The 16,097-nt window shown below is 69.1% G+C and carries 12 protein-coding genes and 1 tRNA gene; 8 read left to right on the forward strand and 5 right to left on the reverse strand.

Going from position 1 to position 16,097, the window contains the following annotated elements; translation table 11 throughout:
• Window positions 1–8: 8 nt before the first annotated feature.
• On the reverse strand, window positions 9–650 hold the full coding sequence (locus SK224_RS12930; protein ID WP_320435078.1) for a YoaK family protein: 642 nt from the start codon (window positions 648–650) through the stop codon (window positions 9–11).
• 117 nt (window positions 651–767) lie between these two features.
• Here SK224_RS12930 and SK224_RS12935 point away from each other — a divergent pair.
• A tRNA-Ser gene (locus SK224_RS12935) sits at window positions 768–859 on the forward strand.
• Between the two features lie 67 nt (window positions 860–926).
• Here the strand turns inward: SK224_RS12935 and SK224_RS12940 are convergent.
• Window positions 927–2,501: an MFS transporter gene (locus tag SK224_RS12940; protein WP_320435079.1), complete on the reverse strand. Its 1,575-nt coding sequence runs from the start codon at window positions 2,499–2,501 to the stop codon at window positions 927–929.
• A gap of 64 nt (window positions 2,502–2,565) precedes the next feature.
• Between SK224_RS12940 and SK224_RS12945 the strand changes: the two genes are divergently transcribed.
• The 3 genes from SK224_RS12945 (at window position 2,566) to SK224_RS12955 (ending at window position 9,421) form a co-directional block, all read left to right on the forward strand.
• Entirely contained in the window at window positions 2,566–3,153 is a 588-nt protein-coding gene (locus SK224_RS12945; RefSeq protein ID WP_320435080.1) for a CGNR zinc finger domain-containing protein, read from the forward strand.
• Window positions 3,154–3,425: 272 nt separating this feature from the next.
• Entirely contained in the window at window positions 3,426–4,727 is a 1,302-nt protein-coding gene (locus tag SK224_RS12950; protein ID WP_320435081.1) for a sugar ABC transporter substrate-binding protein, read from the forward strand.
• 140 nt (window positions 4,728–4,867) lie between these two features.
• A complete protein-coding gene (locus SK224_RS12955) occupies window positions 4,868–9,421 on the forward strand; it encodes a discoidin domain-containing protein (protein WP_320435082.1) in 4,554 nt (1,517 codons plus the stop codon).
• Between the two features lie 226 nt (window positions 9,422–9,647).
• On the opposite strand, the gene SK224_RS12960 is transcribed toward SK224_RS12955, so the two are convergent.
• The 3 genes from SK224_RS12960 to SK224_RS12970 are packed head-to-tail and all read right to left on the reverse strand — an operon-like array spanning window position 9,648 to window position 12,602.
• Window positions 9,648–10,736 carry a glycosidase gene (locus SK224_RS12960; RefSeq protein ID WP_320435083.1) on the reverse strand — a complete coding sequence of 363 codons (1,089 nt, stop codon included), beginning with the start codon at window positions 10,734–10,736 and terminating at the stop codon, window positions 9,648–9,650.
• A gap of 49 nt (window positions 10,737–10,785) precedes the next feature.
• Window positions 10,786–11,676: a carbohydrate ABC transporter permease gene (locus tag SK224_RS12965; RefSeq protein WP_320435084.1), complete on the reverse strand. Its 891-nt coding sequence runs from the start codon at window positions 11,674–11,676 to the stop codon at window positions 10,786–10,788.
• Window positions 11,676–12,602 carry a sugar ABC transporter permease gene (locus SK224_RS12970; RefSeq protein WP_320435085.1) on the reverse strand — a complete coding sequence of 309 codons (927 nt, stop codon included), beginning with the start codon at window positions 12,600–12,602 and terminating at the stop codon, window positions 11,676–11,678. The genes SK224_RS12965 and SK224_RS12970 overlap by 1 nt, the downstream gene beginning before the upstream one ends.
• Window positions 12,603–12,828: 226 nt before the next feature.
• Between SK224_RS12970 and SK224_RS12975 the strand changes: the two genes are divergently transcribed.
• The 4 genes from SK224_RS12975 (at window position 12,829) to SK224_RS12990 (ending at window position 16,009) form a co-directional block, all read left to right on the forward strand.
• Complete coding sequence (locus SK224_RS12975; RefSeq protein WP_320435086.1) at window positions 12,829–13,929, forward strand: LacI family DNA-binding transcriptional regulator; 1,101 nt, start codon at window positions 12,829–12,831, stop codon at window positions 13,927–13,929.
• 117 nt (window positions 13,930–14,046) lie between these two features.
• Window positions 14,047–14,943: a DUF808 domain-containing protein gene (locus SK224_RS12980; protein ID WP_320435087.1), complete on the forward strand. Its 897-nt coding sequence runs from the start codon at window positions 14,047–14,049 to the stop codon at window positions 14,941–14,943.
• Window positions 14,944–14,949: 6 nt separating this feature from the next.
• Window positions 14,950–15,405, forward strand: coding sequence for a hypothetical protein (locus tag SK224_RS12985; protein ID WP_320435088.1), 456 nt, complete (start codon window positions 14,950–14,952; stop codon window positions 15,403–15,405).
• A gap of 76 nt (window positions 15,406–15,481) precedes the next feature.
• Window positions 15,482–16,009: a hypothetical protein gene (locus SK224_RS12990; protein ID WP_320435089.1), complete on the forward strand. Its 528-nt coding sequence runs from the start codon at window positions 15,482–15,484 to the stop codon at window positions 16,007–16,009.
• Window positions 16,010–16,097 lie beyond the last annotated feature (88 nt).

The following is a 16,097-nucleotide window of genomic DNA, read 5'->3' on the forward strand; positions in this document are numbered from 1 at the left end:
CGGCTTGTTCACTCTGATGACGTCGCTGGTGGGGTTCGCCGGCGCAGGATGAGGGTTGCCGCCGTGGCGGCTGCGGCGACGGCGGGAAGCCAGAGCGCGGCGGGGCCGACGAGGCGAGCGGCGGCGGCGCCTCCGATGGCCCCGAGTGCGATCGCGATCCACAGGGCGAGGTGCCGCATCCAGGCGCGTCGATCGCCGCCGCGGAAGGCGGCGACGATGTTCTCGGCCAGCTTCATGAGCTGGCCCGTCATGTAGGTGATGCCGAAGGGGGCCGTGCCATTGCGGGAGTGCACGGCGTTGGTGGCGCCCATCGCGGCCGCGAGCACCGGGCCGGCGGCGAGCACGACACCGATCCCCGCCAGAGCCGCGGCCCCGAGCAGCGTGAGCGCCACGAGCGTCATGACGCCGCGCGCCCGGGCGCGGATCGACACGGCCGTTCCCGTCACGCCGCCGGCGACGAAGGCCGCGACGAGCAGACCCGCGTATCCCGCGGCGCCCCACGCGCCGCCCGTCAGCTCCGCGGACGCCTGCGTGGTGTTGCCGCTCATGAACGACACGAAGAAGCCGCCGAGCATCACGAACGCGAAGCCGTCGACGAAGCCGGCGAGCAGCGCGAGCGCCGCCGAACTGACGAGGTGTTTCGGGTCCACCGCATGCCCTTCCGGATGCGGTGCGCACCGCATCCGCTATCGAGTATCCGGGACCTGTTCGGTGGGGGCGAACCGACCCGTTATGATGGACGGGTGTGTTCGGCGCAAGCCGCCACTGGAGACGTCGCATAGTCAGGCCTAGTGCACCACCCTGCTAAGGTGGAGTCCCCGTAAGGGGACCGAGGGTTCAAATCCCTCCGTCTCCGCCATGAGCCCCGGTCTTTCCGGGGCTTTTGTGTTTCCTGCGGGCCCCGCCCCGCATAATGGGCACGTGTCCTACACCGTCGAACGTCGCCGCAACCCGAGCGCCTGGGCCGGATTCTGGTTCGGCCTCGCCGGCCTCGTGCTCATGCCCATCCCGCTGTTCATCGGGCTCATCCTGGGCGGTGGGCTCTCCATCGTCGCGGCCGTGTTCACGGTGATCGGCCTGTTGAAGGGGCTCGCGCGCAGCGGACAGGGCATCGCGCCCGTGGTGTTCGCGATCATCTTCATCCTTCTCACCTGGGGTGGCATCTCCGTCGGCGGCGGCACCATCTGGTGACGAACCCGCTGCAGGAGGTCACGGCGATCAGGCGGACGCTGTCGCCTCGGTGACGCCACGAGCGAGCGAACGCGGATGCGGCGAAGCGGTGATGCGCCCACCCAGATCACCGTGAGCAGCACCCCCGCGCAGCCGATCGCCATGCCCCATCGTGTGCCGATGATCTCGCCCACCGCACCCCCGGCCGCCGCGCCGATCGCTACGACGCCGTACGAGATCCACCGCATCGTGGCGTTGACGCGGCCCAGCAGGTGGTCCGGCGTGCGCAGCTGACGCAGCGTCACCGCCACGACGCTCGACAGCGACGTGCCCGCGCCGTTGACAGCGAACACGACGACGAGGGCTGCGACCAGTGCGGTCCCGCCCCACGCGCCGGGGAGGAACGGAAGCGCAGCGAGCACGGCGCTCTCCGCGGCAGCGCATGCCACCAGCACGGGGCCGGCTCCGAATCGCGCCACGCTCGCCGGTGCACAGGCGGCGCCGATCACGGCCCCGATCGCGCCGAGTCCGAACACCAGGCCGAGGTGGCCGGCCTCGAGCCCGAGCTCACGCACTGCGTGCACGGTGAAGAGCACCATGACCCACTGCGCGAAGAGGTTGTAGATCGCCGAGAAGCCGAGCAGGGCGACGAGGTAGCCGTCGCGGCGGACGAACGCGAGTCCCTCGCGCAGGTCGGCCATGGCGCTGCGCCCGGATGAGGCGGGGATGGCCTCGGGCGTGCGGATGCGGAGGAGTGCGGCGGCGGAGACGACGTACGCAACGGCGTGCACCGCGAGCGCCCACGCGGCCGAGAGGGCTTGGATCAGCAAGCCCGCCAGCCCCGGTCCGCCGATCTCGGTGGCGGCGACCGTCGCCTGGAGCCTGCCGTTCGCCCGCTCGAGCTGGTCGCGCCCGGCGACCGTCGGCAGGAACGACTGATAGGCCACTTCGAAGGCGACGGTGAAGGCGCCGAGCACCCCGACGAGCACGACGAGGACAGGCAGAGTCAGCACCTCCGCGAGAGCGAGCGCGACGATCACCGCGGTCACCGCCGCACGCGCAAGGTCTGACGTGATCAGGATGCGGCGTCGACGGGAGCGATCGACCAGCACCCCGAGCGGCAGCGCGAGCAGCAGAAAGGGCACCCACCGTGCCGCTCCGAGAAGCCCCGCTTCGCCGGCGGAGGCGTGGAGCGCCAGCACCGCCAGCATCGGAACCGCCAGCTCGCTGATCTGCGCGCCGACCGACGAGGCGCCCTGCGCCAGCCAGAACCGACCGAAGTCGCGGCCGAGACCCGCGCGATGTAGCCTAATGGATAAGCGGCTGAACATGCATTAGACCCTGGCATGAACTCGACTAACGGCACAACCTGGGACCGCGCATTAAGCTCGGACCATGAGTGAGTCGCGGGAGAGGTCGCCGTTTCCCGCGGTGGGCGGTCACCCGGGCTTCGACCTCGTCGACACGGTTCACTGGCGGCTCGACTCGAGCCGGGCGATCGACACCCTCGCCGACTTTGACGACGTCGTGGCGTGGTGCGCCCAGATGGGGGTCGTGGATGACGGCGCTCTCGCTGCCGTGACTGCGGCGGATCCGGATGCGGCGGCACGCGAGTTCCGAGCGATCGTCGCGCTGCGCGAGGCGATCTACGAGGCGGTCTTCACCTCATCCGAGTCGGCGGCGGACCTCATCGCCGAGGAGTACGTCGCCGCCCGTGGCCGCTCGACGCTCCAGCGCGACGCGGGATCTGCGTCCTGGCGGTGGCGGGTACCGGGAGACGTCTCGGCGCCCCGGGCGGCGATCGCCGTTCTCGCCCACGACCTGATCACCTCGGACCTGCACGCCGCCCGTCAATGCGCCGACGATGCATGTGGCTGGGTCTATCTGGACACTTCGCCGCGACACAACCGGATCTGGTGCACGGCTGCGGGGTGCGGCAACCGCAACCGCGTCGCGCGCCATGCGGCCCGCAAGGGCGCGTGACTCGTTCTGCGTGTCTGCGCGCGTCAGTCCGCGCATCATTGAGATATACCGATTTAGTAACGCGCGACTGGTGACAGCTTCATGTATTGACGCGGTGGGCAAGAACCGGTTTACTAAGGCTGCAACCACTCGACGAGACGACTGAGAGCGCCACCCGCGGGCGTGGATCAGTGCGACCACGCGCGACCCGTGCGTGTGGACGTTCTCCGAAGGTCCGAATCACAGAAACGCAATGGCTGGCGTGGGCAGTATTGCGAGAAGGAGTCCGCGCAATGAAGCGTTCCATCAGCGCTGCTGTCGCCCTCGTCGCCGTTGCCGTTCCGTTGGCAGCGTGCAGCTCAGGAGGCGGCGACGCAGCGAGCACAGAGCTCACGTCCGGTCCGATCACGATCTGGTACTCGACGAACGAGCAGGAGATCGCCTGGGGCAAGGCCGTCGTCGAGGCGTGGAACGCCGACCACCCGGACGAGCAGGTGACGGCGGAGGCGATCCCGGCCGGCAAGTCCTCCGAGGATGCGATCTCGGCCGCGATCACCGCGGGCAACACCGCCTGCCTCGTCTACAACACCGCACCTGCCGCGGTGCCCTCGTTCCAGAAACAGGGCGGCCTGGTCAACATCTCGAAGACGTTCGACGACGGCGAGTCGTTCATCACCGAGCGCTCGGGCGACGCGGCGGACGGCTTCCGTTCGCCCGACGGTGACCTGTACCAGGTGCCGTGGAAGGCGAACCCCTTCATGCTGTACTACAACAAGACCGCCTTCGCCGAGGCAGGACTCGACGCCGAAGCCCCCAAGCTGTCGACTTACGACGACGTGCTCGCCGCCGCGAAGGCGATCAAGGATGCGGGCGCCGCCGACTACGCGCTGTATCCGCCGGCATCCGGTGACTACACGAACGCGCTGTTCGACTTCTACCCGTTCTACCTCGCCAACTCCGACGGTACGCAGCTGGTCGCCGACGGTGCGGCGACGTTCACGAGCGAGGCGGGCATGCAGACGCTCGAGTTCTGGAAGACGCTCTACGCCGACGGCTACTCGTCGGCCGAGGCGTACAGCGGCGACGCATGGGCGGGCCCGTTCGCCGACGGTGTCGCTGCGATGGGCATCGCCGGCCCGTGGGGTGCCGCGCAGTTCGACGGCAAGGTCGAGTACGGCGTCGTGCCGCTTCCGACCGCCGACGGCAAGTCACTCGAGGAGACGTACACGTTCGGGGACTCGAAGAACGTGGGCCTGTACACCTCGTGCCAGAACAAGCAGACCGCGTGGGACTTCGCGAAGTTCTCGATGGACGCCGACAACGACCTCGCTCTGCTCGAGACCACCGGTCAGTTCCCGATCCGCACCGACCTCACCGAGGTGGCAGGCGACTACCTCGCCGCGAACCCGCTGCTCGCGACCTTCGCCCAGGCTGTCCCGCTGACGGTCGATGTGCCGAACATCGCCAACGCGACGGAGATCTGGCAGACCTTCCGCGACACCTGGGGGGCCGCGGTGCAGTCCGGTCAGGGCGATCTCGCCGACCAGATGAAGAGCGCCGCCGACAAGATCGACTCGCTCGCAGCCCAGGGCTGATCACGCGGGGTCGGGGGGCGAGCTGCTCCCCGGCCCTTCTGTTCTCGTCCGCGTCGACGCACGGCGCGCCGGGCTCCGCGCCCGCATCCTCTCTTCGCGCACGCATGCGCGCATCTCTCACCCGGCCGAAGGAGCCCGTCATGAGAAGAATCAGGGCCTCGCTGGCTCTCGTCGTCGCCCTGGTGCTCGCCTTCACGGGGCTCGCCACCGTGCCGGCGACGGCAGCCACCCCTGACGACGACGTGAACACGATCGTGTCGCGTCTGCAGGAGTACTACCTGGCGCAGGGCGATGAGGTGATCATCGCCAATGGCATCTACCTGGCGCGGGTCTCCGAAGCGCAGGAGTACGCCGCCTCCCAGAACCCCGACGGTTCCTGGTCCGACGTGAACTACGCCGACCGTACGAGCTCGGCGAACGGCGCCACCTGGTCCGCCTACATCGCGCTGTACCGCATGCTCGCGATGGCCTACGCGTACCGCGACTCCGACGCGGAGGGCTTCGAAGATCCCGCCCTGGTCACCGCGGTCGACCGCGCCCTGACGTACTGGGATGCGGTCGATCCCGGCAACCAGAACTGGTGGGAGACCGAGATCGGCGAGTCCATGGCCATGGGGCGCATCTCGATCTTCCTCGGCGGAGTCCTCAGCGACGAGGCGTTCGCCGCCAGCCTGAAACACAACACCGGAAAGCTCGACCCGGTGGGCGCCAACGGTGCCTGGCGTACGACGAACTACCTGTTCGAGGCGGTCGCCTCGCGCAACTTCGCGGACATCGCCTCCGGGTTCGACACGATGGCCGCGACGGTCGCCGTCGACAACTCCGGGAACGTCAACGAGGCCGTGCAGCCCGACGCCAGCTTCTGGGCCCATGAAGCGCAGCTCTACAGCGAGGGCTACGGCATGGCTCTGTTCACCAACGTCGCGCTGTGGGCGGATGCGGCGCGGGGCACCAGCCTCGGCTTCACCCGCGCGCAACTCGACGACATCGCGTTCTACATCATCAACGGCACGCGCTGGATGATCCGCGGCGAGGTGGGGATGCTGTACCTCGGCTACCGACCGCCCAAGACGATCGACGGCGTCACGAGCTACGCATCGGAGTTCCTCGAACCGCTCGACGAGATGGCGCGCACCGACGCCCTCTACGCCACGCAGTACCGCGCGCTCGCCGACAACATCCGCGGCAAGACCGCCGGCAACGGCGTCACGGGCGACAAGTACTTCTGGCGGTCCGAGTTCTCCTCCCACATCCGCGACGAGTACGCCATCTTCACGCGCCTGAACTCCAGCCGCACCGTCGGCGCGGAGTATCGTTCCACGTTCCGTCCCGAGGTCGGCAACGAGGTCTTCTGGAACTCGGCGGCGGCCACCGCCATCCAGGTGAACAATCGCGAGTACCTCGACCTCGGTCCCGCCTTCGACTGGTTCCACTACCCGGGTGTCACGGCTCCCTACCTGAAGGAGCAGACGCGGGGAACGAACGGCCGCGTCGGCAACGGCGGCAGCTTCACGGGCGGCGTCTCCGACGGGCGCTACGGCGCGAACGTCTACACGCTCGACCGCGCGAAGACGAAGGGTCTGAAGAGCACCTTCCTCTTCGACGACGAGATGGTGGCGCTGGGAACGGGCATCGGTTCGACGGCGGATGCGGCCGTGCACAGCGTCGTCAACCAGGCCGCTGCCAAGGACAACGCGACGGTCGACGGTCAGCCCGTCGCCGACGGCGCGGACGGTGTCGTCGTGGCGGATCCGGCATGGGCCTACAACGACGAGGTCGGATACGTCTTCCCGTCCGATGCACCGATCACCGTCTCCAACAAGGCGCAGACCGGCAGCTGGGTCGGCGAGGATGCGGTGAGCCGCGACGCCTTCACCCTGTACTTCGACCACGGCACGAAGCCGACGGAAGCGGGTTACGAGTACATCGTGCTGCCCGCCGCATCCCCGGCTGAGGTCGAGCGCTATGCCGCCGCCCCGGCGGTACGCATCCTGCAGAACGACGCGAATGTGCAGGCCGTGCAGCATGCGGGCCTTCAGCGCACGATGGCGACGTTCTTCCAGGCCGGTGCCCTCGATCTCGGCGACGGACGCACACTCGAGGTCAATCAGCCCGCCATCGTCATCCTCGACGAGTCGGGAGCGGAGCCCGTCGTCAGCATCGCGAACCCCGACAAGCCCGGTCTCGTCGTGGCCGTCACCCTTCGGGCGCCGGACGCGGCGCACGCCGGAACCTTCGCTCTGGGGTCCGGACCGAACCTCGGCAAGACCGTCACGGCGTCCTTGACGCCGACCGATGGTGCCCAGACCTCGGCCTACTCGGCGAGCTCCTCCGCCGAGGGGCGCGGTGCCGCACTCGCCGGCGACGGCGACGCCGCCACCTCCTGGGCGTCCGCCGACGGCGGGGTGCAGTGGGTGGCCAAGGATCTGGGCGCCGGCGCCTTCGTGACGGGACTGACGCTCGAGTGGGGTGCCCAGGCAGCCACGCGCTACCTCGTGCAGACCTCGCAGGACGGTGCCAACTGGAGCGATCTGCGCTTCGTGCAGGATGCGGAAGGGCGAACCGAGACGCTCGAGTTCCCGCCCACGGCGGCGACCTACCTACGGGTGCTGCTGCTCGAGAGCGTCGGAGGCAACGGCTATTCGATCGCTCAGATGTCCGTCGAGGCCAGTCGCAACCTCGCGCTCGGCCGATCGGTGACGGCGTCGGGCGGGTCCGCGGCCGGCAGCATCACCGACGGGAACATGGCCGGCCGCTGGAGCGCCAACCTCTCCGACACGGCGTGGACCCAGGTGGACCTCGGCTCAGTCCAGCCGATCGGCACCGTCCGGCTGTGGTGGGAGGCCTCGTACGCGAAGCAGTACCGCATCCAGGTGTCCGACGATCAGAACAACTGGCGCGACGCATATGTGACGCCCTCGGGCGGCAGCGACGGCGGACTCGACGTGATCGCGGTGCAGGAGAACGCGCGCTACGTGCGCATGCAGTCGATCCAGCGCAGCACGACGCAGTACGGCGTCTCGATCTGGGAGATGGAGGTGTTCGAGGGCGACGCGATCGCCTCGGCGCCCACGACGCCCGTCGGGCGGGAGAACCTCGCGCTCGGTCGGCCCACGACCGCAGAGTCGTCGTACAACGCCACGCTCGAGCCGCGCTTCGCCACCGACGGGATCGGGACGACCCGCTGGGCGTCGCGCCGCGAGGACGCGCCGTACAAGACGGAGCGCTGGCTGCAGGTCGACCTGGAAGGGCCGAGGACAGTCAACCAGGCGGTGCTGACGTGGGAGTCGGCGACCTCGAACGACTTCCGGCTGGAGGGCTCGCTCGACGGTCAGACCTGGCAGGAGCTGGCCCGAGTGCAGAAGACTTCGGCGGAGCTGAAGAACACGGTGGACTTCGCCGACGCCGAGGTGCGCTACGTGCGGGTCGCCGGTCTGCCGGTGACGAAGTACGGCATCTCACTGTTCGAGTTCGAGCTGTACGGCGGCTACAACTTCTCGTGCACCTCGCCGGACGTGAGCGCGTCCCACGGCGACATCGCCACCGTGACCGCATCCATCGCCCCGCTCGACGCCGACGACGCCTTCACCGCCTATCCGGTGGATGCGGCCGTCGCCCGCGTCGAGGGCGTGCCGCGCGTCGGTGCGGACGGCTCGGTCGCCTTCGACCTGCGGGCGGGGGAGTCGGGCTCGACGCGAGTGCTTCTCACTCACGCGAAGGGCGACGAGATCAGCTGGTGCACGGTCAACGTCGCCGTCGACACCGCCGCGCTGCAGGAACTCGTCGACCGCGGCAACGCGCTCGACAGCAACATCTACACCGCTGAGAGCTGGCGCCCGGTGCTGCCCGCACTGGAGGCGGCCAAGGATGCGCTGCGCACGAGCGGGATCGGACAGTCGGTGATCGACCAGCGGGCCGAGGCTCTTCGCGCCGCGCTGGACGGCCTCGTCGAGATCGGTCAGGAGCCCGAGGTGACGGTGCCTTCGGCGCCCGCCTCGCTGACGGCGGCTGCCGAAGGCTCCGCGGTCATCGCGACGTGGCTGGCGCCGGAGGACGACGGCGGGGCTGCGGTCTCGGCGTACGAGCTCACGATCGGTGGCCGCGTGATCCCCGTCGTCGGCGACGTGCTGACCGGGCGTGCCGACGGGCTCGCTCCCGGTACGTACGCGGTGTCGGTGCGTGCGCAGAACGAGGCCGGTTGGTCGCCGGCGACCGCGCCGGTGTCGGTGGAGGTCGTCGAGCAGTCGGATCGGACGCCGACCGTGACCGCCTCGGACGGTCTGCGGGCCGGAGGCACGGTGACGGTGACGGGCGCGGAGTTCACGCCCGGCGCGCAGTACCTCGTGCAGCTGCGCTCGAGTCCGCGGGACCTCGGCACCGTCACGGCGGATGCGGCCGGAGCGTTCACGCTCACCGCGGACATCCCCGCCGACGTCCCCGGTGGTGCGCACGCGATCGTCGTGATGCGCGACGGCGTCGACATCGCCTCCGTGGCGGTGCAGATCGAGGCCGCGGCCGGTGGTGCAACGGATCCGCAGAACCCGCAGAACCCGCAGAACCCGGCGGACGGAGCGCTGCCGAGCACGGGCGCCGACCTCGCCTGGGTGCCGTGGACTGCAGCGGCGGCACTGCTCATGCTCACCCTGGGCGGTGCGCTCGTGCTCGACCGGCGCCGGCGCCGCGCGGCCGACTGACGTCAGGGCGCACGCGCGGATGGCCGGGTCTTCGGGCCCGGCCATCCGTCGTCCGCGCCATGCGGATGTCGGCGCGGCGCCAGCAGCCTTCGGGCCCTGTCGCTCCGATGAGCGGCAGGGCCCACGCCGGCTTCCGCGATCGTGGCGGCCGCTCGGCGCTGGCGACGAGAACACGGATGCGGCGAGGCCGAAGCCCCGCCGCATCCGTGCGAACGCTCCGTCGCGCTCAGCCTTCGACGCGCTCCAACTCGGCGACGCCGATCGAGGAGTCGGCCATGCCGTAGAACACGAACCAGCGCTCGCCGATCTTCTCGATCGCCGTGGGGAAGACGACGTTGCCGAGCGTGCCGGAGAGCTCCTCGGCGGTCTCGGGCGCGAGCAGCGGCTCCGGTGTGCGCGCGAGCACGCGGCGCGGGTCGGCCGCATCCAGGAGGATCGCGCCCGCGCTGTACTTCGACCCGTGCGCCAGCTCGAATCCGCGCGGCGTCGCACCGGAGACGCCGTGGTGCAGGAGCAGCCAGCCCTCGGGGACACGCAGGGGAGAGGGGCCGGCGCCGATCTTCGCCGACTCGTACGCGGCCTCGGGCGTGACGATCTGCGACGAGTTCTCGACCAGGGTGAGTGCGGCGATATCGCGCGTCGCGGCGTCGAGATCCACGTAGCCGATCCAGATGGACGGGCGATCGTCGGTGATGCCGGCCGGCGGCCGCGCACCCTCACCCGGTCGCAGCCAATCGAGATCCCACATGGGGCGGTGCAGGAGCGCCAGCGACGGGCGTCCGTCAGACCCCGGCACGGCCTCCGGGAAGAAGACGATGTCCTTGTTCGGGTAGAGATTCAGATCCGCGTCGAGCTCGGGCTGATATGCGAATCGGATGGGGCCGAGGCGCCGCCAATGGACGGTGTCCGTCGACACGGCGATCGCGGATTTGGGGCCGAGCGGGCCGTACGCCACATACGTCATCACGTGGATGCCCAGCGGTTCGACGAAGGTGATCCGGGGGTCTTCGACTCCCGCGTTCTGACGCCCGTGCTCCCAGCCCTCATCGGGGGAGAGCACCACTCCGAGGCGTTCGACCCCGGTGGGCACGCCGTCCTCGATCACCACGCGGGCGCGGGCGATGCGCGAGACGTTGCCTTCCGCCACGATGCGCGGATAGAGGTAGAGCTCGCCGTCGGGGCCCCACGCCGTTCCGGGGTTGAGCACGCCCTCCACTTCGTGGGGGTCGTTCGTGTCGGCTTCCATGAGGTTGCCGACCCGGCGCAGTGCGTACGCGATGGTGGCGTCGGGTTCGAGGTCGTCGGTCTGGGTCATCTGCCTTGCCTTGTCGAGGGACGGGTCGGGGAAGCGGCTGCCGGGGCGATCAGCCCTTCACGGCCGAACCGAGGTTGGCCGAAGTGAAGTGCCGCTGGAAGACGAGGAAGAGCACGACGACGGGAACGGCGAGCACGCACGCACCGGCGAGCACCGCTCCCATGGGGTTCGCGAGGAAGGAGCCGTTCGACTGCGAGAAGTTCGCAAGGCTCACTGCCAGGGTCTGCAGGTTGGCGTCCTTCGTGACCAGGAACGGCCACAGGAACTCGTTCCACGGGCCGATGAAGGTGACGAGCATCGCGGTCAGCACAGCGGGACGAACCAGCGGCACCGCGATCGAGCGGAGGATTCGCAGCTCACCGGCTCCGTCGATGCGCGCCGCGTCGAAGATCTCCTTCGGGATCTGCAGGAAGTACTGCCGGAAGATCAGCACGGCGACGGAGTTGATCGCGAATGGGAGGATCATGCCGAGGTAGCTGTCGGCCAGGTTGAAGTAGCGTACGACCATCACGTACAGCGGGATCATCAGTAGCTGGAACGGGATAGCCTGCACGAGGAGGACGAGAGCGAACACCAATCCCTGGCCGCGGAACTGCAGCACGGACAGCGCATAGCCCACGAGCAGCCCGAACACGAGCGTGCACCCTACGACGCCCGCGGTCATGATCAGCGAGTTCAGCAGCGAACGGACGAGATTGATCGACTCGTTGACCTCGACGAAGTTGTCGAGCGTCAGGTTGCCGGGTAGGGGGAGCAGCCCGAACAGGGTCGTGTCGCGCTGGCGCTGAAGCGCGCCGAGCACCATGTAGTAGAAGGGCACGAGGGCGGCGAGGGCGCCCAGGCCCAGCGCGGCGAAGCGCAGCGCCGCGAGGGCGCGGGAGGCGCCCACCGAGCGGGGTCGTTCCTTCGCGCGACGGCTGCGCGGAGCGATCGAGGCCATCAGTTCTTCCTCTCGGTGAGGCGACGAGACGCGAGCGACACGATCATCACGAGCAGCACGAGGATCATGCCGATCGCAGCCGCGATGTCCGGCTGCCCCTGCTGGATGCCCTTCTGGTACATCAACAGCGCGGGGGTGAGGGAGGCGCCGTTGGGTCCTCCTCCGGTGAGCAGGTAGGGCTCCGTGAAGATCTGCCCCGTCGTGATGATCGACAACAGGATGACGAGCGAGGTCACCGGCGCCACGCCGGGCAGGGTCACCGAGCGGAAGCGCTGCCACCGACCGGCACCGTCGAGCTGAGCCGCCTCGTACTGCTCCTGCGGCACATTCTGGAGAGCGGCGAGGTAGAGCAGGATATAGAAACCGAGGTTCTTCCAGGTCACGTAGACCGCGATCAGCGGCATGATGATCGCCGGGTTGGCGAGCCAGGTCGGATCGGGTGCGAGCTCGCCCAGCAGTGTGTTGACCACGCCGTTGCCGTTGAAGAGGAAGATCCACACGGCGATGGTCGCGACGGATGCCGTCACGTAGGGGATGTAGTACGCGACGCGGAAGAAGCCCTTCCAATGCACGACGGCGTTCAGGCCGGTGGACAGGAGCAGGCCGAGCACGACGGTGAGCGGCACGTTGATCACGAGGAAGACGAGCAGGTTCAGGAACGCCTGGTGCACCTGCGGGTCGGCCAGCACCTGCGCGAAGTTGTCGAAACCGACGAACGGCTGGGGGACCTGCACACCGGGCGCCGTGAAGAAGAAGTCGTGGAACGACATCCAGACACCGAAGCCGAAGGGCACGAGGAAGACCACCACGACGAACGCGATGTACGGCGCGCTCAGCAGCATCCCGAGGGGATTCTCGCCCAGCCAGCGCTGGAGTCGGCGGCGTCGGCGCGGTGACCCGTCGCGTTGGCTGATGAGCGCAGTCACTGCTGTCCGGCCTTTCGCCCTGGTCGCGGCATCTCGCGTACTCCCTCGTCTCGCTTCGGGGACGGCAACATCGTGACCCCGGGCGTGCTGTGCACGTTCCACGAGTAAACCGGTTTTTGTTCGCGAGATCAACTCGTGGTGGTGTCGCGCATGATTCCGCGGTATGGCGAGGTTCGGGCGGCGGCGCATGCAACTAAATCGGACTAAACGACGCTATGATTCTGGGGTGCAGAACGAGCCTTCCCTTCCCGGCGGTGCGAATGCCGGCGCCGCCCCCGCTCGGGGTAAGCGCAAGGGCGAGACCCGCAAGGCCACCATCGGAGACGTCGCGGCGATGGCCCGGGTCTCCAAGAGCGCCGTCTCCTTCGTCTTCAATGGTCGCGGCGGTGTGGGTGAGGAAGCGCGGGCGCGGATCCTGGACGCGGCCGCAGCCCTGAACTGGAAGCCGGATGCCCGCGCCCGAGCGCTTTCGCGCAGCCGGGCGCAGGCGCTGGGCTACATCGTGCGTCGTGAGCCGGAGCTCTTCAGCACCGACCCGTTCTTTCCGCAGTTCATCGCCGGTGTCGAGAGCACGCTGTCCGGCGAGGGCTACGCTCTCGTGCTGCAGGTCGTCGACAGTGAGGAGACCGAGCGCGCGGCATACGCGAGCTTTGCCAACGAAGCGCGGGTGGACGGGGTCTTCCTCGGTGATCTCCGGATCGGGGACCAGCGGCCTGCGGAACTGTCCGAGCTCGGTCTTCCCTACGTTCTCGTCGGGCCGGACGCGCCCTCCGGTGCGGGGCCGGATCCCATCGGCCTCGACGACGCCGCCGGTGTCCGTCGCGCCGTGCGTCACCTTCATGCGCTCGGGCATCGGCGCATCGCCCACGTCGGGGGCTCCGATCGATACGTCCACTCCGCGGTGCGTCGCCGCGCATGGGAAGACGAGATGGCCGAGCTCGGGCTGGAGCCGGGCCCCACGGTCATCGCCGACTTCACCGGAGCCGCAGGTGCGAAGGCCACTCATGAGCTGCTCGATCTGGCGGCTGCGCCCACCGCGATCATCTACGCGAACGACTTGATGGCGATCGCGGGGATGTCCGCCGCGATCGATCGCGGTCTGAGAGTGCCCGCGGACCTGTCCGTCGTGGGCTTCGACGACATCCCGCTCGCGCCCTACGTGGTGCCCCCGTTGACCACGGTGCGGCAAGACGTCATCCAGTGGGGCCGGGCGAGTGCCCGGGTGCTCATCTCCCTCGTGGAAGGGCGGGAGCCCGCTCCGATCGAACTGCCGCCCGTCGAGTTCATCATGCGGGGCAGCACGGGTCCGGTGCGCGCCGGCGCGTGAGTCGGCGCCGCGAGTCGCACAACCCGCGATCCTGCTCCTCGCCGGGCCGATATCCTCGCTGAGGGCATCCGCCCCTGCAGCCGTTCGGCTGCGGCCCTCGCATCCGGGAGAGTGCGTATGTCGGTCGGCCTGCTCGCCGTCGTCGATGACATCCTGACCGCCGCCATCAAGGCGAGCGCGAAGACCGCGGGCGTCGTCATCGACGACGCCGCCGTGACCCCGCAGTACGTGCAGGGCATCACGCCGGCCCGCGAGCTGCCAGTGGTGTGGAAGATCGCGCTCGGCAGCCTCGTCAACAAGTTCGTGATCATCATCCCGATCGCGCTGCTGCTGACCGCTTTCGCGCCGTGGGTCCTGCCGTTCCTGCTGATCCTGGGCGGCGGCTTCCTCTGCTTCGAGGGCGCCGAGAAGGTGCTCGAGTGGTTCGGCGCGCACCACGAGGATGCGGACGACGACGCCCCCCGCGACGAGAAGAAGCTCGTATTCGGCGCCGTCCGCACCGATCTCATCCTCAGCACAGAGATCATGCTCATCGCGCTCTCGAGCCTCGACCCCGACTTCGGCATCTGGATGACGCTCGGTGCGCTGCTGATCATCGGTCTCGCCATGACCGCGTTGGTCTACGGCGCGGTCGCGCTGCTCGTGAAGATCGACGACATCGGCCTGCGTCTCATGAAGAGCGACACGCGCCGCATCCGTCGTTTCGGCGTGCGCGTCGTCGCGTCGATGCCCGCCGTGTTCCGGGTCATCAGCATCGTCGGCACGGTCGCGATGCTCTGGGTCGGCGGTCACCTCGTCGTGGGCAACCTCGCCGAGACGCTCTGGGACGGACCCGAGCACCTGGTCCACGCCGTCACGCACCTCGTGGAGGCCGCCGGTCCCGTCGTGGTGTGGATCATCGAGACGGCCCTCTCCGCCGTTTTCGGTCTCGTGCTCGGCCTCGTGATCGTGGCCGTCGTGACCGGAATCTCGCGTGTGACGAGACGCGGTGCGCGCGCGGATGCGGCCCACTGAGGCCTGATGACGATCGACCTGCGCCCAGCGGCCGACATCGCCCGCGAGGTGTTCGGCGCCGCGGGGTCGCTCGGCGCCGTCCCCGCGCGCGAGTGGCTGCACACGGAGCTGGCGGGAGACTTCGTGTTCCTTTCGCTGCCGGAAGCCGAGCGCGAGACCGCCGGTCGCGACGCACCGCTGGCCGGACTCGGCGACACACACCGGGTCTTCGCCGTGTCGGGTGCGGGCGACGCATGGCTGATCGACGAAGAGGGCCACGTGTCGTTCCTCGATCATGACCGCGGCGCGGATGCGGTCCCCCAGAACATGGGGGTCGGCTTCGCCGGATGGCTGCAGATGGCGGATGTGATCGCGCAGTTCGAGACCGCCGACGACGTGCGGCTCGCGCCAGCGGTCCGCGGACTTCTGAACGCGATCTGCGACGGCCTCGCGGAGCGGTTCCCGTATTCGCTCGAGGCCTGAGGGCTCGACTGGGGGATCCGGCGGGTTTACACCGCACGCGGTATCTGCGCAGGTCGCCGACTGTCATGATCGCGGCGTGACGTCTTTCAAACCGCTCGTCCTGGTCGCGGCAGCCCTGGTGCTCACCGGCTGTTCGCAGACCTCGACGGACGCGGTCGAGCCCGCGGGGAGCTCGGCCGCGGCGGGCGCCGATTCGGGTTCGGCGCCCGCGCCCGAGGCGGGGTCGGGCACGGGCGACGCATGCGCGCTCGTGCCCTCCGCCGATATCGCCGCGGCGCTCGGTGTCGATGCGATCGAGGGGGTCGCCGCGGAAGGTCAGCAGGGTCTGCAGCAGTGCACCTGGACGTACGCCGACACACATAGCGCAATCGCTCAATACACCGCCGACGCCGACGCCTTCCTGCCGGCCGAGCTCTATCCCCAAGGCGCGAACGCACAGCCGATCCCGGGTGTCACACGCGGCTGGGCCGATGCCTCCATCGGCACGATCCTCGTCGTCAAGGGCAACGAAGGGCTGCTGCTCGTCGACATCGATCCGGGCGGGTCTGGCGCCGACCCGGCGTTGTGGACGAGTCTCGGGCAGACCATCGCGGGCCGGTTCTGACGCTGTTCGCTGCGGGTTTCGGCGGATTCCGCATCCGGTTCGTATCGCGTCAGGTCCCCTGCGTGGCACGATTCCCCCGGAACAGGCA

Origin of the sequence: Microbacterium sp. BG28 (genome assembly GCF_034044005.1) — a bacterium.
Taxonomy (GTDB): domain Bacteria; phylum Actinomycetota; class Actinomycetes; order Actinomycetales; family Microbacteriaceae; genus Microbacterium.